19 protein-coding genes are annotated in these 18,010 nt (G+C 67.7%); 13 read left to right on the top strand and 6 right to left on the bottom strand.

The window, feature by feature from the left end:
• The first annotated feature begins 69 nt into the window (after positions 1-69).
• The 3 genes from L1Z78_RS13520 to L1Z78_RS13510 are packed head-to-tail and all read left to right on the top strand — an operon-like array spanning position 70 to position 3,020.
• Positions 70-1,071, top strand: coding sequence for a Bug family tripartite tricarboxylate transporter substrate binding protein (locus L1Z78_RS13520; protein WP_234641986.1), 1,002 nt, complete (start codon positions 70-72; stop codon positions 1,069-1,071).
• Between the two features lie 41 nt (positions 1,072-1,112).
• Positions 1,113-2,117: a Bug family tripartite tricarboxylate transporter substrate binding protein gene (locus L1Z78_RS13515; protein ID WP_234641985.1), complete on the top strand. Its 1,005-nt coding sequence runs from the start codon at positions 1,113-1,115 to the stop codon at positions 2,115-2,117.
• A gap of 42 nt (positions 2,118-2,159) precedes the next feature.
• Positions 2,160-3,020 (top strand): isocitrate lyase/PEP mutase family protein, encoded by an 861-nt coding sequence (locus tag L1Z78_RS13510; protein WP_234641984.1) that lies wholly within the window; start codon positions 2,160-2,162, stop codon positions 3,018-3,020.
• A gap of 36 nt (positions 3,021-3,056) precedes the next feature.
• Here the strand turns inward: L1Z78_RS13510 and L1Z78_RS13505 are convergent, their stop codons facing one another.
• Complete coding sequence (locus L1Z78_RS13505; RefSeq protein ID WP_234641983.1) at positions 3,057-3,650, bottom strand: TetR/AcrR family transcriptional regulator; 594 nt, start codon at positions 3,648-3,650, stop codon at positions 3,057-3,059.
• 121 nt (positions 3,651-3,771) lie between these two features.
• Between L1Z78_RS13505 and L1Z78_RS13500 the strand changes: the two genes are divergently transcribed.
• Entirely contained in the window at positions 3,772-4,986 is a 1,215-nt protein-coding gene (locus L1Z78_RS13500) for an MFS transporter (protein WP_234641982.1), read from the top strand.
• Between the two features lie 34 nt (positions 4,987-5,020).
• Here L1Z78_RS13500 and L1Z78_RS13495 read toward each other — a convergent pair whose 3' ends face one another.
• Positions 5,021-5,902, bottom strand: a complete 882-nt coding sequence (locus tag L1Z78_RS13495) for a LysR family transcriptional regulator (RefSeq protein ID WP_234641981.1) — start codon at positions 5,900-5,902, stop codon at positions 5,021-5,023.
• 113 nt (positions 5,903-6,015) lie between these two features.
• On the opposite strand from L1Z78_RS13495, the gene L1Z78_RS13490 reads away from it, so the two are divergent.
• Positions 6,016-7,569 (top strand): MFS transporter, encoded by a 1,554-nt coding sequence (locus L1Z78_RS13490; protein WP_234641980.1) that lies wholly within the window; start codon positions 6,016-6,018, stop codon positions 7,567-7,569.
• A gap of 50 nt (positions 7,570-7,619) precedes the next feature.
• Here L1Z78_RS13490 and L1Z78_RS13485 read toward each other — a convergent pair whose 3' ends face one another.
• Positions 7,620-8,201, bottom strand: a complete 582-nt coding sequence (locus L1Z78_RS13485; RefSeq protein ID WP_234641979.1) for a superoxide dismutase — start codon at positions 8,199-8,201, stop codon at positions 7,620-7,622.
• A 261-nt stretch (positions 8,202-8,462) separates the two neighbouring features.
• Positions 8,463-9,782 (bottom strand): exodeoxyribonuclease VII large subunit, encoded by a 1,320-nt coding sequence (gene xseA, locus L1Z78_RS13480; protein ID WP_234641978.1) that lies wholly within the window; start codon positions 9,780-9,782, stop codon positions 8,463-8,465.
• Between the two features lie 374 nt (positions 9,783-10,156).
• On the opposite strand from xseA, the gene L1Z78_RS13475 reads away from it, so the two are divergent.
• The 6 genes from L1Z78_RS13475 (at position 10,157) to adk (ending at position 14,259) form a co-directional block, all read left to right on the top strand.
• Positions 10,157-10,786: a MotA/TolQ/ExbB proton channel family protein gene (locus L1Z78_RS13475; protein ID WP_234641977.1), complete on the top strand. Its 630-nt coding sequence runs from the start codon at positions 10,157-10,159 to the stop codon at positions 10,784-10,786.
• Positions 10,787-10,808: 22 nt separating this feature from the next.
• Positions 10,809-11,234, top strand: coding sequence for an ExbD/TolR family protein (locus L1Z78_RS13470; protein WP_234641976.1), 426 nt, complete (start codon positions 10,809-10,811; stop codon positions 11,232-11,234).
• 12 nt (positions 11,235-11,246) lie between these two features.
• Complete coding sequence (gene lpxK, locus L1Z78_RS13465; RefSeq protein WP_234641975.1) at positions 11,247-12,254, top strand: tetraacyldisaccharide 4'-kinase; 1,008 nt, start codon at positions 11,247-11,249, stop codon at positions 12,252-12,254.
• A gap of 62 nt (positions 12,255-12,316) precedes the next feature.
• Positions 12,317-12,499 (top strand): Trm112 family protein, encoded by a 183-nt coding sequence (locus L1Z78_RS13460; RefSeq protein WP_234641974.1) that lies wholly within the window; start codon positions 12,317-12,319, stop codon positions 12,497-12,499.
• A gap of 63 nt (positions 12,500-12,562) precedes the next feature.
• Positions 12,563-13,348: a 3-deoxy-manno-octulosonate cytidylyltransferase gene (kdsB, locus tag L1Z78_RS13455; RefSeq protein ID WP_234641973.1), complete on the top strand. Its 786-nt coding sequence runs from the start codon at positions 12,563-12,565 to the stop codon at positions 13,346-13,348.
• Between the two features lie 254 nt (positions 13,349-13,602).
• Entirely contained in the window at positions 13,603-14,259 is a 657-nt protein-coding gene (adk, locus tag L1Z78_RS13450; RefSeq protein WP_234641972.1) for an adenylate kinase, read from the top strand.
• A gap of 73 nt (positions 14,260-14,332) precedes the next feature.
• On the opposite strand, the gene L1Z78_RS13445 is transcribed toward adk, so the two are convergent.
• Complete coding sequence (locus L1Z78_RS13445; RefSeq protein ID WP_326491980.1) at positions 14,333-15,304, bottom strand: asparaginase; 972 nt, start codon at positions 15,302-15,304, stop codon at positions 14,333-14,335.
• Between the two features lie 98 nt (positions 15,305-15,402).
• Here L1Z78_RS13445 and lexA point away from each other — a divergent pair, with 98 nt between their 5' ends.
• Together lexA and L1Z78_RS13435 are read left to right on the top strand one after the other, a co-directional pair.
• A complete protein-coding gene (lexA, locus tag L1Z78_RS13440; protein WP_234641971.1) occupies positions 15,403-16,077 on the top strand; it encodes a transcriptional repressor LexA in 675 nt (224 codons plus the stop codon).
• A 157-nt stretch (positions 16,078-16,234) separates the two neighbouring features.
• Positions 16,235-16,654 carry a hypothetical protein gene (locus tag L1Z78_RS13435; RefSeq protein ID WP_234641970.1) on the top strand — a complete coding sequence of 140 codons (420 nt, stop codon included), beginning with the start codon at positions 16,235-16,237 and terminating at the stop codon, positions 16,652-16,654.
• Between the two features lie 39 nt (positions 16,655-16,693).
• On the opposite strand, the gene L1Z78_RS13430 is transcribed toward L1Z78_RS13435, so the two are convergent.
• A complete protein-coding gene (locus L1Z78_RS13430; protein WP_234641969.1) occupies positions 16,694-17,875 on the bottom strand; it encodes an MFS transporter in 1,182 nt (393 codons plus the stop codon).
• Positions 17,876-18,010 lie beyond the last annotated feature (135 nt).

The raw sequence follows: 18,010 nt of genomic DNA, 5'->3' as shown, positions 1-18,010 counted from the left end.
GATTGGATGGCATGGTGCTTGCAATCACCGGCGGCGTTTCAATTGCTTCAAGTATCCCCAGGAGACTCCATGATCCATCCCTTGCGCATGCCCCGCCGCACCGCCCTGGCCAGCCTGCTGGCAGCCACGCTGCCCCTGGCCGGCGTGGCCGGCGCCTTCCCGGCGCATGCGGCCGACGCCTGGCCTGTGCGCCCCATCCGCCTGGTCGTGCCGTTTTCGGCGGGCGGTGCCAATGACCTGATGGCACGTTCGGCTGCGGAAGGCGCCTCCAGGATCCTGGGCCAGCCCGTGGTCATCGACAACCGCCCTGGCGCCGGCGGCACGGTCGGTGCCGACATCGTGGCCAAGGCCCAACCCGATGGCTATACCTTCCTGGTGAGCGCGGCGGGCGTGATCTCCAACAGCATGATCAAGAAGAGCATGCCGTTCAAGGACGATGCCCTGGTGCCGGTGGCCATGATCGGCCTGGCGCCCTCGGTGATCGTCGTTCCCAAGAACGCGCCCTACCAGAACCTGCGCGATTTCGTCGAAGCGTCCAAGAAGGGCCAGGGCTTCAACTTCGCCACCGCAGGCACGGGCAGCACGCCGCATTTCGTGGCCGAGATGCTGAACGTGAAGTACGGAGCGAAGCTGCAACCCGTTCCATACAAGAGCGGCTCCGAGAGCACGACGGCGGTGCTCGGCGGCCAGGTGGAGGGCACCTCGGAGGCCAGCATCATCGCCTTGCCCCACATCATCAACGAAGGCAAGTTCAAGGCCCTGGCGACCACCTGGACCCAGCGCATCTCGGCCTACCCGCAGCTGTCCACTGCCGTGGAGCAGGGCTTCGCCGATCTGCAGATCGCGCACTGGGCCGGCATCCATGCGCCCAGGGGCACGCCCGACGCCATCCTGGACAGGCTGGCGGCCGCCGTGGACAAGGCCATGAAGGAGCCTGCCACCGTCGACAAGCTCAAGGGCCTGGGGATCGAGCCCATTGGCGGCACGCGGGCCGAATTCGTGAAGTTCACCGACACCGAACGCAAGCGCCTGGGCGAGATCGTCAAGGCCGCGAACATGCAGGAAAAGTGAGGCGCCCCTCGGCACCATCATCCCTTTCCCAAGGAGACACCATGCACACCCGCCGCAACATCCTCCAGCCGGGCATGGCCCTGGCTGCGGCCGCCATGGCCGCCGCACTGCTCGGTGCACCCGCCGCCGCCCGCGCCCAGGGCGCGGACTCCTGGCCCTCGCGGCCCATCAAGCTCATCGTGCCTTATGCGGCCGGTGGCTTTGCCGACACGCGCGCCCGCAAGATCGCGGACAGGTTGGGGCAAAGCCTGGGCCAGCCCATCGTCATCGACAACCGCGGCGGCGCGGGCGGCGTGACGGGCACCGATGCCATTGCCAAGGCCAGCGACGGCCACACCTTCGGCTTCGGCTCGCCGGGCCCGCTGGTGACCAACCCCCTGCTGATGAAAAAGCTGCCCTACAACGCCGCGCGCGACCTGCAGCCCGTCATCCTGATCGAAGAGGCGCCGCTGATCCTGACGACCGCGCCCAACCAGCCGTTCAAGACCGTGGCCGAGCTGGTCGCGGCGGCCAAGGCCAGGCCGGGCACGCTGACCTATGGCTCGTCAGGCGTGGGTGGCGCCCACCACCTGTCGGGCGAGCTGCTGGCCTTCCAGACGCGCACGGACATGGTCCACGTGCCCTACAAGGGCGGCGCGCTGGCGGCCACCGACCTGATGGGTGGCCATCTGGCCTTCATGTTCGAGATGGGCTACGCGGCCCTGCCCGCCATCCAGGGCGACAAGGTCAAGGCACTGGCCGTTTCCAGCAGGCAGCGCCTGAAGGTGCTGCCCGACGTGCCCACGCTGGACGAGGCGGGCATCAAGGGCTTCGAGTCCTACAACTGGCTGGGCATGATCGCGCCGGCCAGCACCCCGCCCGCCGTGATCGAGCGCCTGAACAAGGCCGTGAACGAAGCGCTCAAGGACGCGCAAGTGCGCGCCATGATCGAGGACACGGGCGGCGTGGTCATGGGCGGCACGCCCCAGGCCTACGGCAAATTCATTGAAGCCGAGCGCGCCAAGTGGGGCCCGGTCATCAAGAACGCCAACATCACGCTGGACTGAGCCAGCCGCCTCTCTTTCCTACTTTCTCCGACACCACCGCACATGAACACCAAGCAACAACTCAAGGCCCTGGCCGAAGCGCGCCGCGGCGTGCTTGTGCCCGGCGCATTCAATGCCCTGTCCGCACGCGTCGTGGCCGATCTCGGCTTCGAGGCCATCTATGTCACCGGCGCCGGCGTCACCAACATGTGGTTCGGCCTGCCCGACCAGGCCTTCATGGGCCTGACCGACATCGCCGATCACACGGCACGCATCCGCGATGCCGTGGAGCTGCCGCTGATCGTCGACGCCGACACGGGCTTCGGCAACGCGCTCAATACCTATCACGCCGTGCGCACGCTGGAGCGCGCAGGCGCCGACTGCATCCAGATCGAGGACCAGATCAGCCCCAAGCGCTGCGGCCATTTCAACGGCAAGGAAGTGATTTCCACGGAGGAGATGCTGGGCAAGATCAAGGCCGCCGTGGACGCACGCCGCGACCAGGGCACGCTGGTCATGGCCCGCACCGATGCCTGCGCCACGCAGGGTTTCGAGGCCGCCGTCGAGCGCGCCCAGCGCTTTGCCGAGGCCGGCGCCGACATCCTCTTCGTCGAGGCCGTGACCCAGGCCGAGGAGATCCGCGCGCTGCCGCGGCGCCTGACCACGCCCCAGCTCATGAACATGGTCATCGGCGGCAAGACCCCCATCACCGACGCCGACGAACTGGCCGACCTGGGCTACGGCTTCGTGCTCTACGCCAACGCCGCGCTGCAGGGCGCCCTGGCCGGCATGCAGAAGGCGCTGGGCCAGTTGCGCCACGAGCGCAAGGTGCACGAGGATCCTGCGGTGGTGGCGCCCTTCGCCGAACGCCAGCGCCTGGTCGGCAAGCCTTCGTGGGACGCGCTGGAGTCCAAGTACCGCTGACCGGGCCCGGCGAAGGAGCGCGCCATGCCCGCCACTTCAGGGCGTGGGAATTTTCCATGCGCCCAGCGTCAGCTCCAACGCCTGCATGGCCTCCTGCAGGCGTTCGGCGGGCGCATCTTCCTCGGCGATCCAGAACGCGGACTCCACCAGGCAACCATTGAGCAGGCGAGACATCGCCAGCGCACTGGCGCGCACGATCACGCCGCGCTCCATGAGCTGCTCCAGGTAGCCTGCCACGAAAGCGATGCAGTGCCGGTGCTGCTCGCCCTGGTCCGTGCCCGTGAGCACGGCACGCGCGTCCTGCAGGACGATGCGCCGTATCTCGGCCTCCTGCGCCATGGCCAGATAGGCGCGGCAATAGGCGAGAAACCCCTCCCAGGGATCCGCATGGTCGGCCAGCACCTGCTCCAGGCGCGCGTCCATCTCGGCATCCATCTGGGCCACGACCGCCGCCAGCAGCCCCGGCTTGCCACCGAAGTGGTGGTACAGCGCGCCGCGCGTCAGCCCCGCGCTGGCCGTCAGCTCGTCCATCGAGGCCTGGGCATAGCCATGGCGGCCAAAGGCCTCGCGCGCGGCCCGCACGAGCTTGGCGCGTGTCTCCTCGATCATGCTGGCCCGGCTCTTGCGCATGGCATGCTCCATTCACATACAAAACGTATGCCAATGATACCGGGCGTCATGCACAGCCCGTAGAATCGCTGACATACGCCGCGTATGTGACTGCAGCGGCTCCCCGCTCTCCGAGGTTTCCATGTTCCAAGCCTACCGCCAGCTGTTCACCCTGCCCGGCACGGCCGCCTTCGTGCTGGCCGGGCTCCTGGCCCGCCTGCCGCTTTCCATGACGGGCATCGGCCTGATCACCATGCTGTCGCAGCAGCGAGGCGCCTACACGCTGGCCGGCGCGGTTGCCGCCTGCTTTGCACTGTCCATCGCCTTGCTGGCGCCGCGCATCTCGGCCCTCGTGGACCGCCATGGCCAGCGCAAGGTACTGCCCTGGGCAGCGGCGATCAGCGCAACGGCCATGTTCGCCCTGCTGGCCTGCGCCCGTTGGCAGGGGCCGGCATGGCTGCTGCTGGTGCTGGCCGCCCTGGTGGGCGCCCTGCCCAGCATGCCGGCCATGGTTCGCGCACGCTGGACGGTGCTGCTGCGCGGCACGCCGCAACTGCAGACCGCCTATGCACTGGAGGCCGTGCTCGACGACGTCTGCTTCATCGTCGGCCCGCCCCTGTCCGTGGGGCTGAGCATGGTGCTGTTCCCTGAGGCCGGCCCCCTGGCGGCCTCGCTGCTGCTGCTGGTGGGCGTGGCCTTGTTCGTGGCCCAGCGCCGTACCGAGCCACCCGTGGACGGAGCACCGCAAGGCGTTCGCCAGCAGTCCCTGGCCCGCCATCCCGTGGTCCGTACCCTGGCGCTTTTCATGCTGGCGCAGGGCATCATCGTCGGAACCATCGATGTGGCCAGTGTGGCCTTCGCCGCGCAGCAGGGCCAGCCGGCCGCTGCCAGCATCGTGCTGTCCTTCTACGCACTGGGATCCTGCGTGATGGGACTGGTGTTCGGCACGCTGCACCTGCGGGCGCCCTTGCACCGGCAGATCGCCTGGGTGGGGGCCTCGGTCTGCATCACGGCCGTGCCCCTGCTGCTGGCGACCAATGTGTTCACGCTGACGCTGGCCGTGCTGCTGGCCGGCATCACCTTCGGGCCCACCATCACGGTGGCCATGGGGCTGGTGGAGCAGCAGGTGCCCCATCAGCGCCTGACCGAAGGCATGACCTGGCTGTTGACCGGCCTGGCCATGGGTGTGGCACTGGGCGCCGCGGCAGCCGGCTGGGCCACGGATCTCTGGGGCGCACGCGTCTCCTTCATGGTCGCGCTGCTGGCGGGTGCCGCCATGTGGGCACTGGGCCTGCTGGCTTCGCGCCAGGCACGTGAGCGCGGAGCCCGCACGGCCCCTGTGACAGCCACCGCCTGACGCACGAGCCTCCCGACGCGAGAGAAGCCGCTCCTCAAGCGGGTGCCATGGCTGCCAGCAATTCGGAAAGGCGCTGGCGCATCCACAGGGCGGCGGCACCGGGAGCCAGACCTTCGAGCCAGAGCATGCGCACCGTCAGCGGAGGCAGTGCCAGGTCCTCGCAGCTCAATTGGCTCAGGTGGGGGCGCAGGTCACCGAATTCGGCGATGTTCAAGGGCAGGATGGCCCAGCCCAGGCCATCGGCCACCATGTCGGCGATCACATAGAAGCTGTTGGAGCGCCAGACAGCGGGACTGACCACCGTCTCCTCCACACCATCGATGTGCATGAGCAATTGGCGATGCACCGCCAGCTGCCTGCGTGTCACGGGCAACGCACCGTCGAGCGCATGCCCCCGTGCCACGCACACGGTCTGCGGCACGCTGCCGATATGGCGCTGCGCGCAGCTGGCCGGCGCCGGCGCCCGATCGAACTGGAAAGCCAGCTGGACTCGTTGCGCGGCCACATGCTCCGCCACCTCGGACGCCGTGCCGTTGAGCACGGTCAGCTCCAGGGAGGGAAAGCGCACGGCCAACTCCTTGAACAACTGGGCCAGCGGCACATAAGGCAAGGCCTCGTCCAGCGCCACGGCCATCCTGGCCTGCTCCCCGCCGGCCAGCGCACGGGCGCGCAGGTCCATGGCCTGGGCCTGGCGCAGCAGGGACTGCGCTTCCAGCAGCATCACTTCGCCTGCGGCCGTCAACCGCACATGGCGCCCCACACGATCGAAGAGCTCCAGTCCGAGGTCGGCCTCCAGCAGGCTGATGGCCGTGCTCACGGCCGACTGCGCGCGGTCCAGGCGACGCGCCGCCTCGGTCATGGTGCCGACCTCGGCCACCGTCACGAAATGCCGGAGTCTGTCGAGAGTCCATTCCATTCATCAATTTTATAGATCAAATCAAACTCTGATAAATCATTTGATTGATGGAAACTGGGATCTTCATCAAGAAAGGATCCGGGCCCGCAAGCTGCCCGGCAGACAGGTGCCTCATGGCGTTCACAACGCAAACACAGTCCTCGCACGTTGCCGCGGGACATCTTTCCCATACCGGGGCGGCCGACCCGCGCCGCTGGCTGGTTCTGGCCATCGTCTCGGTGGCCCTGCTGCTCATCGTCATCGACATGACGGTGCTCTACACGGCGCTGCCGCGCCTCACGCATGACCTGGCCGCCACGGCATCGGCCAAGCTGTGGATCATCAACATCTATGCCCTCGTCGTCTCGGGCCTGCTGCTGGGCATGGGCACGCTGGGCGACAGGCTGGGCCACAAGCGGTTGTTCCTGGCGGGACTGGGTGTCTTCGGCCTGGCGTCGCTGTGTGCGGCCTTCGCCCCCTCGGCCGCCTTGCTGATCGTCTCGCGTGCCCTGCTGGGCACGGGCGCGGCCATGATGATGCCGGCCACGTTGTCCCTGATACGGCTGAGTTTCCCGGACGAGCGCGAGCGCGCGCTGGCCATCGGCATCTGGGCCTCGGTCGCCTCGGGCGGCGCGGCCTTCGGCCCCGTGGTCGGCGGCCTGCTGCTCGAGTACTTCTGGTGGGGCTCGGTCTTCCTGATCAACGTGCCCATCGTGCTGCTGGCGCTGCCGCTTGCCTGGTGGCTGATCCCCCGGACCGGCCCCACCTCGCGCCGCCCCTGGGACCTGGTCGGCTCGCTGCAGGTCATGGCCGGCCTGATGGGTGCGACCTACGCCATCAAGGAGGCCGGCAAGACATCCCCCGACTGGGGCCTGGCCGCCCTCGCCCTGCTGCTGGGGCTGGGCTTCCTGGCCCTGTTCGCAAGGCACCAGCGCCGCAGCAGCGACCCCTTGCTCGACTTCAGGCTGTTCCGCAACCCAGCCTTTGCCACGGCCGTGGCCTCGGCCCTGGTCGCCGCCGCCGCACTGATCGGCATGGAGCTGGTGTTCAGCCAGCGCCTGCAGCTGGTGCAGGGCCAGTCGCCGCTGCAGGCAGGCCTGGCCGTGCTGCCGCTTCCCCTGGCCGCCTTTGTCGCAGGCCCCGTGGCCGGCCACTGGCTTCCACGCCTGGGCAGCGCGCGCATGCTGCCTGCATCGCTGCTGATGTCGGGCCTGGGCATGGGGGGCTATCTGCTGGTCCATGCCACGGGCGGCTGGCCACAGGTGGCGGCGCTGGCCCTGCTGGGAGTGGGCATAGGCGCGACCATGACCACGGCATCGAGCACCATCATGCAAAGCGCGCCCGCCGACCGGGCCGGCATGGCCGCTTCCGTCGAGGAAGTCTCATACGAGCTCGGCGGCGCGCTGGGCGTGACGCTGATGGGCAGCTTGCTGTCTGCCGTCTACGCAGGTGCGCTGCGGTTGCCCTCGGGGCACTCCTTGCCCGCCACCGTGCGCGACAGCCTGGACGAAGCCCTGCTGGCCGCCGAGCGGCTTGCGCCGCACGCATCGGAGCAACTGGCCGGGCTGGCGCGTACGGCCTTCGACCAGGGCTTCATCGCCGTGATCGGCAGTGCCGCTCTGCTTCTGGTGGCGGCCGCGCTGTGGACAGGCTGGCAACTGCGTCGCAAGCCCTGGGCCACACCCTGAAAAACAAAAAGCCCCTCCCGGGGCTTTTTGGACTGAGGCAGAGGCGTCGATCAGGCGAAGTTCTGCTCGGCGAACTTCCAGTTCACCAGCTTGTCGAGGAAGGTCTCGACGAACTTGGGACGCAGGTTGCGGTAGTCGATGTAGTAGGCATGCTCCCAGACGTCCACGGTCAGCAGGGCCTTGTCTTCGGTGGTCAGCGGCGTGCCGGCGGCGCCGGTGTTGACGATGTCCACGGAGCCGTCGGCCTTCTTGACCAGCCAGGTCCAGCCGGAGCCGAAGTTGCCCACGGCCGACTTCACGAAGGCTTCCTTGAAGGCGGCGTAGCTGCCCCACTTCTTGTTGATGGCATCGGCCAGGGCACCCGAGGGTTCACCGCCGCCGTTGGGGGCCATGCAGTTCCAGAAGAAGGTGTGGTTCCAGATCTGGGCCGCGTTGTTGTAGATGCCGCCGGAAGACTTCTTGACGATCTCCTCCAGGGTCATGCTTTCGAATTCCGTGCCCTTTTGCAGGTTGTTCAGGTTCACCACATAGGCGTTGTGGTGCTTGCCATGGTGGAACTCCAGCGTTTCCTGGCTGTAGTGGGGAGCCAGGGCGTCGATCGCATAAGGCAGAGGGGGCAAGGTATGTTCCATGGTGTTTCCTTCGTGGTTGAACTCTTTTAGGACGGGCCAGCACCTGTTGCGCAGAGCGCAGCAGCGCCTGCCATGGCCGTAGCGCGGGCGGCCCGGCGCGCATCGCTGCACGCTTGGCCTCCACGCACCCGAACAGGCATTGTAGGAACAAGTTCGTGGCCCTGCGGTGAAAGCACCGCCAAACAGGCGTTCTTGGCCAGGGAGCGCCCGGGTGGATATGAAGTGACTGCAATCCAGCCAATCGGCACCGGGGCGCGGCACTCAGAGCAGCCGGGGCTGCGTGACCACCAGGTCCAGGCTGCCGTCGGACAGTTGCGCCTGCAGCGCCGTGCCCGGCGGCGCGCCGCGCACCTTGGTCACGGGGCGCCCGTCGGTGTCGGTGAGCAAGGCATAGCCACGCTGGAGCACCAGCCGCGGATCCAGCAACTGCAGCCGCAGCTCCAGGCGCGCCAGATGCTCGCCGCGCCGGTCCAGCCCGCGCCGCATGCCGGAAGGCAACTGCGCCTGAAGGCCCTGGCCGGCCTGCGCCGTGCGCTGCAGCCGCAGTTGCATGGCATGGCGCAGGCGCTGCGCCTGGCGGGCCAGCTGCATCTGGCTGCGGGCCAGTTGTCCGCTGGGACGGCCCAGGCGCTGCGAGGCCAGGTCCAGACGCTGCTGCTGGCGTTCCAGCGACCGTTGGACGGCATCCTCCAGGCGGTCCTGCAGCAGTTGCAGCGCCCCCATCCAGACGTCGCGCGGCTGGCTCACGAGTTCAGCCGCAGCCGTGGGGGTGGGCGCGCGCAGGTCGGCACAGAAGTCGGCAATGGTGAAGTCCGTCTCATGCCCGACACCGCTGACCAGCGGCACCGGGCTTTGCACGATGGTGCGGGCCAGGCGCTCGTCATTGAAGGCCCACAGATCTTCGATCGAGCCACCGCCACGCACCAGCAAGATCGCATCGATGTGCGGTGCACCACCCTGCGCCTGCGTCCTTGCCAGCCGATAGAGGCGCTCCAGCGCATCGATCAGCGAAGTCGGCGCCTGCGCGCCCTGCACCAGGGCCGGCACGAGCACCACCGGAATGTGGGGTACGCGCCGGCGCAGCGCCGTGACCACGTCATGCAGGGCCGCCGCCCCCGGCGAGGTCACCACGCCGATGCCGCGTGGCAGCGCAGGCAGGCTCCGCTTTCGGGCGACATCGAACAGACCCTCGGCCTCCAGTTGCGCCTTCAGCCGCAGGAATTGCTCGAACAATGCGCCCTGGCCCGCGCGCTGCATGCTCTCCACCACCAGTTGCAGGTCACCGCGCTGCTCATAGACACCGAGCCGGCCGCGCAACTCCACCAGTTCTCCATCGCGCGGTGAGAAATCCATGAGCTGGGCGGCGCGCCGGAACATGGCGCAGCGGATCTGCCCGCCCGCGTCCTTGATGCTGAAGTAGCAGTGGCCGCTGGCGGCGCGCGAGAAGCCGCTGATTTCACCCCGGACCGCCACAGGATTGAAACGCGCCTGCAGAGCATCGCCTATGGCGCGGCACAGCGCCCCGACTTCCCAGACCAGGGGCGCCGCTGCTGGATTCGCGGCACCAAAAGCACCATTCATGCGGCCTCCCGAGGTCCATGCAGCGCAGCATTTTCCACAGGCCCGGCCATGCGACTCGAACCCGGCACTTTCGCGGCACTCTGCAGCCAGAAGTTCACAAACACCTCTCAACCCATTGATTCAAAACGAATTTTTCACTGAAACAAAGTATTCAAATTTGTCACAGCGCTCACAACCGAAGGGGGCGACTTCGCCGCATCCGGCTTGATAACAAAGTTATCCACAGAAATTTGTGCTATAGCAAACCTCCGCCATGCGCCAGAGGGATACATGCCGGCAGTTTTCGGATGATCCTGCCCCGTTGACGCCGGGGCACGGCACACGGTTGGGCCATAATCGTCGGCTGCAGTTTCCAAACGCGGGGGGAAAACAACTTGCTGTCGATCATACAAGCCGCAGGCTGGCCGATCTGGCCTCTGATTGCCTGCTCCATCCTGGCCCTGGCCCTGGTTTTCGAGCGCTTCACGGCTCTGAAAACGGCCCGTGTGGCGCCGCCTGCCCTGCTGGGAGAGGCCATTTCCGTCTCATCGCGCGGCCTGCCCAGCCAGGAGGTCGTGCAGCAACTGGCACAGAACTCCACGCTGGGCGAGGTGCTGGCCAGCGGGCTGCGCACCCTGCACACGCATCCGGACAGCAGCGAGGAAGAGCTTCGCGCCTCCATGGAAGGTGCCGGCCGCGCCGCCGCGCACTCACTGGAAAAGCACCTGAGCGCACTCGCGACCATTGCATCGGCGGCCCCGCTGCTGGGCCTGCTGGGCACGGTGATCGGCATGATCGAGATCTTCGGCTCCCAGGGCAGCGGCGCCATGGGCGGTGGCAATCCCGCCCAGTTGGCCCACGGCATCTCGATCGCCCTCTACAACACGGCCTTCGGCCTGATCGTCGCCATTCCTGCCCTGATCTTCTGGCGCTATTTCCGTGCCCGCGTCGATGGCTACCTGCTGGGCATGGAGCTGGCTTCCGAGCAGTTCGTGCGCCATCTCGTGCGCGTCGGCGGCAAGTGAAACCGCATCCGGGAGACCTGCCATGAACTTCCGTCCCCGACGCCGCGACGAGCCCGAGATCAACCTGATCCCGTTCATCGACGTGCTGCTGGTGGTGCTGATCTTTCTGATGCTGTCCACCACCTACAGCAAGTTCACCGAACTGCAGCTGACCCTGCCGGTGGCCGATGTCGAGCAACAGCGCGATCGCCCGCGGGAGATCATCGTCGCCATCGCGGCCGATGGCCGCTACGCCATCAACAAGGATGCCGTGGAGGACCGCAGCGTCACCGGCCTGGCCCAGGCCCTGGCCGCGGCGGCCGTCGCCGGCAAGGACAGCGTGGTCATCATCAGTGCCGACGCCACAGCCCCCCACCAGTCCGTGGTGTCGGTGATGGAGGCCTCGCGGCGCGCCGGGCTGTCCCAGATCACCTTCGCCACGCAGAATTCGGCCAGCGCAGGCCGCTGAAAGCCCGTCGCCATGCCAGGGACAGGAAACGCTGCCAAGGCCCGGGGCCTGCGCGACGCCTGGCGCCGGCGCGGCCTGCTGGCCCGGGTTCTGCTGCCGCTATCCCTGCTGTACCGGCTCCTGCGGGCCCTGCACCGATTGCCATATGTGCTGGGAATCCGGCAGGCCGGCAAGGCGGGCATCCCTGTCATCGTGGTCGGCAATGTGATCGCGGGCGGTGCCGGCAAGACCCCGGTCACGCTGGCCCTGGCCCGGCACCTGCGCGAGGGCGGCTGGCACCCGGGCATCGTCTCGCGCGGCTATGGCCGTGGCACGGACGACTGCCGCGAGGCATTCCCGGACAGCTCCCCTGCCGATGTGGGAGACGAGCCTGCACTGCTGGCGCGCGCCAGCGGTGCACCGGTCTTCGTGGCCCGCCAGCGCATCGAGGCCGTACGGGCCCTGCGGGCACGACACCCGCAGGTCGATGTGATCATCAGCGATGATGGCCTCCAGCATCTGGCCCTGGCCCGCGACATCGAGCTGTGCGTCTTCAATGACGAGGGCATCGGCAATGGATGGCTGCTGCCCGCAGGCCCGCTGCGCGAGCCCTGGCCCCGCCCCGTTACCGCCGTGCTTCACGCGGGAGCGCCCCCCGCGACGGACGCCCCCACCTTTGCCATGCAACGTCAGCTCGCCAGCGAAGCCGTCAATGCCCGCGGCGAGCGCATCGCGCTGGCGGCCCTTCGCGGCCTGCCGGTGGAGGCCGTCGCGGCGGTGGCCCGGCCGGAGGTTTTTTTCTCCATGCTGAGCCGGGAGCATGGCCTTGCGCTGGAGCATGTCCAGGCGCTGCCGGATCACTATAATTTTGAGAGCTTCCGGCGCCTTGGAAGCGATGCAGCCCCGCTGGTCTGCACCGAAAAGGATGCCGCCAAGCTATGGCGCACCCATCCCCTTGCGTGGGCCGTCCCGCTGCAGCTGCGGTTGCCGCCCGGCTTCTGGTCGATGCTGGAGCGGCGGCTGCAGGCCTTGCGCGCCTGACTATCAGCATGGCCTGGGCTGCGTTCCCCGGCCGGCCTCACCCTCTAACCACTGGATCTGCCATGGACGCCAAACTTCTCGAACTGCTGGTCTGCCCCGTCACCAAGGGCCCGCTGCGCTATGACCGCGAGCGCCAGGAACTGGTCTCTCGCAGCGCACGCCTGGCCTACCCGGTGCGCGACGGCATTCCCGTCCTGCTGGAAAACGAGGCACGCCCCCTTGATGACGACGAGCTTGAGGACTGAGCCCGCCAGTCCTCGCCGCCCTCCTCCTGACTGCCAGCGCCTGCCTCTACCCAGCCACGCACCATGCCCCCCGCTCCCTTCACGGTTCTGATTCCCGCCCGCCTGTCCTCCAGCCGCCTGCCGGGCAAGCCCCTGGCCGACATCGCGGGCCTGCCCATGGTCGTGCGCGTCGCCCGGCGCGCGTTGCTGAGCCGCGCCGCCCGCTGCGTGGTAGCGGCCGACGACGAAAGCATCATCGCCGCGTGCGCCGCGCACGGTATCGCGGCCGTGCTCACCCGTAGCGACCATGCCAGCGGCAGCGACCGCTTGGCCGAGGCCTGCGAACTGCTCGGGCTCGATGGCCAGGATATCGTCGTCAATGTCCAGGGCGATGAGCCGCTGATCGAGCCGGGCCTCATCGACGCCGTGGCCGAACTGCTGACCAGCCAGCCTTCGGCGAGCATGGGCACGGCGGCACACGCCATCGACAATCTCGCGGACTTCGGCAACCCCAACGTCGTCAAGGTGGTCTGCGACGCCCAGGGCATGGCCCACTATTTCAGCCGCGCCCCCATCCCCTTCGCGCGCGAGCATGCGGGCCAGGCCTGGTGGGAGACAGCCTCGGCCGCGGCCGGCCACCCCGGGTTCGCGCCCCTGCGCCATGTCGGCATCTACAGCTACCGCGCAGGCTTCCTGCGCAGCTTCCCGAGCCTGCCTCCCGCGCCGACCGAGGCGATGGAGGCGCTGGAGCAGTTGCGTGCGCTATGGCATGGCCACCGTATCGCCGTCCATGTCACATCCCATGCACCAGGCCCTGGCGTGGACACCCCCGAGGATCTGGAGCGGGTGCGCACGCAGTTGTCCACCTGAGAAGCCCTCCATGCCCGCAGGCGCACCATTGACGATGCCGGGCATCGCCAATCACCGTTTCGCGCAGGGCATGCGACGCCGTCACCGGCATGGTTTTCGCGGTTTGCACAGGCGACAGTCTTGCCCCTCTCCTGTAAGCCAGTGTTGGCCCAGTGCGTGCTATCCTTGCCCGCGACAAAAATATGACGCATGGACTGTCCGCCGCGGTGGGCCGATCCGGCAGACAAGAATTTCTACTCTCCTCAAGGACTTCCATGAAACTGATTTTGTTGGGCGCGCCCGGCGCCGGCAAAGGCACGCAAGCCGCATTCATCTGCCAGAAGTACGGCATCCCCCAGATCTCCACAGGTGACATGCTGCGTGCCGCCGTCAAGGCCGGCACGCCCCTGGGCCAGCAGGCCAAGGCCGTGATGGACGCCGGCCAACTGGTCAGTGACGACCTCATCATCAATCTGGTCCAGGAGCGCATCGCCCAGCCCGATTGCGCCAACGGATTCCTGTTCGACGGCTTTCCCCGCACTATCCCCCAGGCCGATGCCATGAAGGCGGCCGGCGTGAAGCTGGACTATGTGCTGGAGATCGATGTCCCCTTCGACGCCATCATCGAGCGCATGAGCGGCCGCCGCTCCCACCCCGCTTCGGGCCGAACCTACCACGTCAAGTTCAATCCGCCCAAGGTCGAAGGCAAGGACGATGTGACGGGCGAAGCCCTGGTGCAGCGTGAGGACGACAAGGAAGAAACCGTCAAGAAGCGCCTGGACGTCTACAGCAGCCAGACCCGCCCCCTGGTCGACTACTACCGTGCCTGGGCGGAAAAGGAAGCCGCAGCAGCCCCCAGGTACCGCGCCATCAGCGGCCTGGGCTCCGTCGAGGACATCACCCAGCGCGCGCTGGCCGCACTGGCCGAATGACGCGGGCCCCTCGCGGCGCCATGGAAAAAGCACCCGCCGGGTGCTTTTTTTGTGACCGCTGCCGCGAGAAACCTCAGCCCCGTGGCTGCGCAGCCAGGGCCAGCATCATCGCAATGCGCGCCTTGGCCACGGGCAGTTGCGCCAGGTCGGCATCGACCGGATTTAATGCCGACCCACCCGCCACCGGCAGGCCCTCGGCGCAGCGCGTGCCACGCCAGACCCACACACCCTTGTCATGGGCCCGCAGCAGCGCCGCCTCCATGTCTTCATGGACCGTTGCATTGCCCGTACCGGCCACCACGATGCCACGCACGCCGGCCGCCACGAGCGCATCCACACCGCTGGCACGGGCCAGGGCCCCGCTGAACACCACCTCCACCCAGGGCAGTTCATCGAGCGACAGCAGGTCCGAAGGCTTAGGCACCGGCAAGGCCGGACGCGTGAACGGCGCATCGGGCACCAGCCAGCGCACGCGCCCCTCCTCCACCAGTGCCTGGGGACCACCTTCGAAGGAGCGCATTGCCTGCAGGCGATAGGGGTGGACCTTTTGCACCTGCTCGGCAGCATGCACTTCGCCACCGGCCACCACCCACACCCCGCTGCGCGCGCCACTGGCAGCCACGGTCACGGCATCACGCAGATTCTGCGGCCCGTCGGCCAGCAACGCCGTGGCGGGGCGCATGGCGCAGGTCAGGACGACGGGCTTGATCGGCGGCAGCAGGCTGTGAAGCAGCCACGCCGTCTCCTCCAGCGTATCCGTGCCATGCGTGATCACCACGGCCCGTGTCTCGCTGTCTTCCAGCGCCCGCGCGCAGGCTTGCAGCAGCGCGCGCCACACGGGCCAGCCCATGTCCTTGCTGTCCACTTGCGCTATCTGCTGCGTCTGCACAGGCCCTCTTGCCTGCTGCTCCAGATCCGGCACGGCCTCCAGCAACGACTGCACCGTGATCTGACCAGCCTTGTAACCCACCCCCTGGGACTGAGAATCCGCCCGCCCGGCGATGGTCCCGCCCGTTCCCAGAATCACCAACTTCGACTGCCCCACTTGCACCTCTCGGAAAACTGGTTAAAAATACAGATACTGTATAAATCATCAGATGACCGTCCATCACGCCATCTGCCCATCAAGACCGGACGCACGCCATGCTCGATCACCCCAAGCTCACCGCCCGCCAGCAGCAGATACTGGACCTGATCCAGGCTGCGATCTCCCGTACCGGCGCACCTCCGACACGCGCGGAAATCGCCGGCACGCTGGGCTTCAAGTCCGCCAACGCGGCCGAGGAACATCTCCAGGCACTGGCCCGCAAGGGCGTGATCGAGCTGGTCAGCGGCACTTCGCGCGGCATCCGCCTGCGCACCGACACGGTACGCAACATCAACGCAGCACGTGGCACGAGCTTCGCGCTGCCGCTGTCTGCCCTGGCACCGCTGATGCTGCCCCTGGTGGGCCGTGTCGCGGCCGGCTCGCCCATTCTCGCCCAGGAACATATCGACCAGACCTATTCCGTCGAGCCCTCCCTGTTCCAGACACGCCCGGACTACCTGCTGCGCGTACGCGGCATGTCCATGCGCGACGCCGGCATCATGGACGGCGACCTGCTGGCAGTACAGTCCGCGCACGAAGCGCGCAACGGCCAGATCGTGGTCGCCCGTCTGGGCGATGAAGTCACCGTCAAGCGCCTGCGCCGTACAGCGCAAGGCGTCGAACTGCTGCCGGAGAACCCCGACTATCCGGTGATCCGTGTGGCACGCGAAGAGCCCTTCGCCATCGAAGGCCTTGCGGTCGGGCTGATCCGCAACAGCATGTCCATGTAAACCGGTCCGGCGCGCCGACAAGTCCGCCTCCATTTTCCGCATCGTCCAGGTGGTAGGCGCGAAGCCCCTGTGCTTCGCCCTGGGCGGAGCTTTGCCCGAAAACCGCAATCCTGCCTGTGTCCATGCCTCTTTGATTCACGCCAACAGGAGTCGTCACATGGGATTCGCTCTGCCAACACTGTCCTCCCTGTCCTTTCTGCGCCTGGCCCAGGGCATCCGCCTGCCAGCGGCCGCCATGGCTCAGGCCGTGGAGACCGGCCAGCGCGCCGCCAGCGCGCCTGCTCCTGCCGCCATCCCGGAACAAGGCACGATCATCTCCTTCAGCAAGGCCCGCCGTCGCGGCCCGCAGCGCCGCGGCAAGGCAGCCCGCCAGACGGGCGATGCGGGAGAGGCTCAGTTGCTCCTGCCCCTGTTGCCTGCACAGCCGCTGGCCGTGCCCGCCCAGCCCTCCCGCCTGCGCATCATCCAGCGCTCGCCGCAGGAGCAGCCGGAATGCCTGTTCATTTCCGGGCGCATGGCCGATGTCTGCGCCGCGCTGGAACGCATCGAGGCACATGGCGACCAGCCCAAGGCCTGAGCGCCCAAGCCCTCGTTGAGCGATCGGCCCGCAAGCCGCTCAGGCGCGTGCCGCCGCGCTGATGGCAAGCGCCTCGTTGCGCCGGTTGCGCATGCACCACGCCAGGACTGCCGCGACGCAAAGAATGCACAGCGCGACGCTCAGTGAAAACCGCAATCCACGCGCATCGGACAGCATCCCGAACAACGGGGCCACCATGCCACCGAGCGACATGGCAAGACCCAGGGTCAGGCCGCTGGCCGTGGCCTGGTTGCGCGGCAGATAGTCCTGCGCCAGCGTGACCTGCGCGGCAAAGGGCAGGAACATGCAGATGCCCAGAGCCACCGTGCAGGCCAGAGCCCCCCAGGCCGTGGAGGCCAGCGCCAAGGCCCCCAGGGCAGGCAAGGCCAGGAGATAGCCTGCACGTATGGCCGCCATGCGTCCCCGGCGATCCGCGATCGTTCCCCCCAGCAGCGTCCCCACGGCCGCGGCCGCCGTGAATGAAGTCAGCGTGGCAGCGCCCATGAAGTCCGAGCCTCCCAGCTCGCGCGTCACGAACAGGGGCAGCGTGGACAATACCGTCACATAGGGAATCGACCAGCAGACGATCACACCGCACAGCAAGAAAAAGGCACGCCAGTGGTTGGCAGGCAACTCACCCTGCGCCACGGCCGGACGCCGCAGCCCGGCATGCGCGCCGGCGCCATCACGCCAGGTGCAGGCATACCAGATGAGCAGCATGGCCAACGCCGGCAGCGCCAGCATCCAGCTGCGGTGCAGGCCCCCTCCCCCCACCACGGCCGCAGCCAGCATGGGGGCGAAGGATGCCCCTGCGGTGCCACCCACGGAAAACACGCTCATCGCCTTCTGCGAGCTGCCCCCCGCCCTGCGTGCAGCGACCGTGGCCGGCGGATGATAGGCGGCAATTCCCAATCCGCACAGCACGGCGGCCAGCCAGCTCACCCAGTAGTCCTGGCTCGTGCCCACCAGCGCCAGCCCCAGGGCCGCCACCACGAAGCCGGCCGGCACCATCCATGGCCGCGGCGAGCGATCCGCATACAGACCGAACAAGGGCTGGACCATGCTGGAAAGGCCCGTGGCCGCCAGCATGAGACCGCTGACCGCCGTATAGCTGTAGCCACGCTCCAGCACCATGAACGGCAGCAGCGCCGGCACCAACCCCTGGTACAGATCGTTGACGGCATGCGTACCCGTGAGCAGGCCCAGACGAGCGCGGTTCATGGCCGGCCTCCGGCCGATGTGCACTTGGATTCAAAAACGGAACTCATCTCCACTCCTGTTGCTTTCCTGAAGGTTGAAAGTGCTCCATCCTAGGAAGGCGGCGGCTTGCCCTCCTGCTACGAAACAACAAAAATC

It is taken from the genome of Delftia tsuruhatensis (assembly GCF_903815225.1).
GTDB lineage: Bacteria > Pseudomonadota > Gammaproteobacteria > Burkholderiales > Burkholderiaceae_C > Comamonas > Comamonas tsuruhatensis_A.
The sequence above is the reverse complement of the archived record's forward strand: the minus strand, read 5'-3'. Positions and strand labels throughout refer to the sequence as shown.

Coding starts and splice junctions, on each gene's coding strand:
- L1Z78_RS13460 (WP_234641974.1), top strand. CDS start 12,317: ATGGACGCCAAACTTCTCGAACTGCTGGTCTGCCCCGTCACCAAGGGC.
- L1Z78_RS13515 (WP_234641985.1), top strand. CDS start 1,113: ATGCACACCCGCCGCAACATCCTCCAGCCGGGCATGGCCCTGGCTGCG.
- kdsB (WP_234641973.1), top strand. CDS start 12,563: ATGCCCCCCGCTCCCTTCACGGTTCTGATTCCCGCCCGCCTGTCCTCC.
- xseA (WP_234641978.1), bottom strand. CDS start 9,782: ATGAATGGTGCTTTTGGTGCCGCGAATCCAGCAGCGGCGCCCCTGGTC.
- L1Z78_RS13485 (WP_234641979.1), bottom strand. CDS start 8,201: ATGGAACATACCTTGCCCCCTCTGCCTTATGCGATCGACGCCCTGGCT.
- L1Z78_RS13470 (WP_234641976.1), top strand. CDS start 10,809: ATGAACTTCCGTCCCCGACGCCGCGACGAGCCCGAGATCAACCTGATC.
- L1Z78_RS13510 (WP_234641984.1), top strand. CDS start 2,160: ATGAACACCAAGCAACAACTCAAGGCCCTGGCCGAAGCGCGCCGCGGC.
- L1Z78_RS13505 (WP_234641983.1), bottom strand. CDS start 3,650: ATGCGCAAGAGCCGGGCCAGCATGATCGAGGAGACACGCGCCAAGCTC.
- adk (WP_234641972.1), top strand. CDS start 13,603: ATGAAACTGATTTTGTTGGGCGCGCCCGGCGCCGGCAAAGGCACGCAA.
- L1Z78_RS13490 (WP_234641980.1), top strand. CDS start 6,016: ATGGCGTTCACAACGCAAACACAGTCCTCGCACGTTGCCGCGGGACAT.
- lexA (WP_234641971.1), top strand. CDS start 15,403: ATGCTCGATCACCCCAAGCTCACCGCCCGCCAGCAGCAGATACTGGAC.
- L1Z78_RS13500 (WP_234641982.1), top strand. CDS start 3,772: ATGTTCCAAGCCTACCGCCAGCTGTTCACCCTGCCCGGCACGGCCGCC.
- L1Z78_RS13435 (WP_234641970.1), top strand. CDS start 16,235: ATGGGATTCGCTCTGCCAACACTGTCCTCCCTGTCCTTTCTGCGCCTG.
- L1Z78_RS13520 (WP_234641986.1), top strand. CDS start 70: ATGATCCATCCCTTGCGCATGCCCCGCCGCACCGCCCTGGCCAGCCTG.
- L1Z78_RS13495 (WP_234641981.1), bottom strand. CDS start 5,902: ATGGAATGGACTCTCGACAGACTCCGGCATTTCGTGACGGTGGCCGAG.
- lpxK (WP_234641975.1), top strand. CDS start 11,247: ATGCCAGGGACAGGAAACGCTGCCAAGGCCCGGGGCCTGCGCGACGCC.
- L1Z78_RS13430 (WP_234641969.1), bottom strand. CDS start 17,875: ATGAACCGCGCTCGTCTGGGCCTGCTCACGGGTACGCATGCCGTCAAC.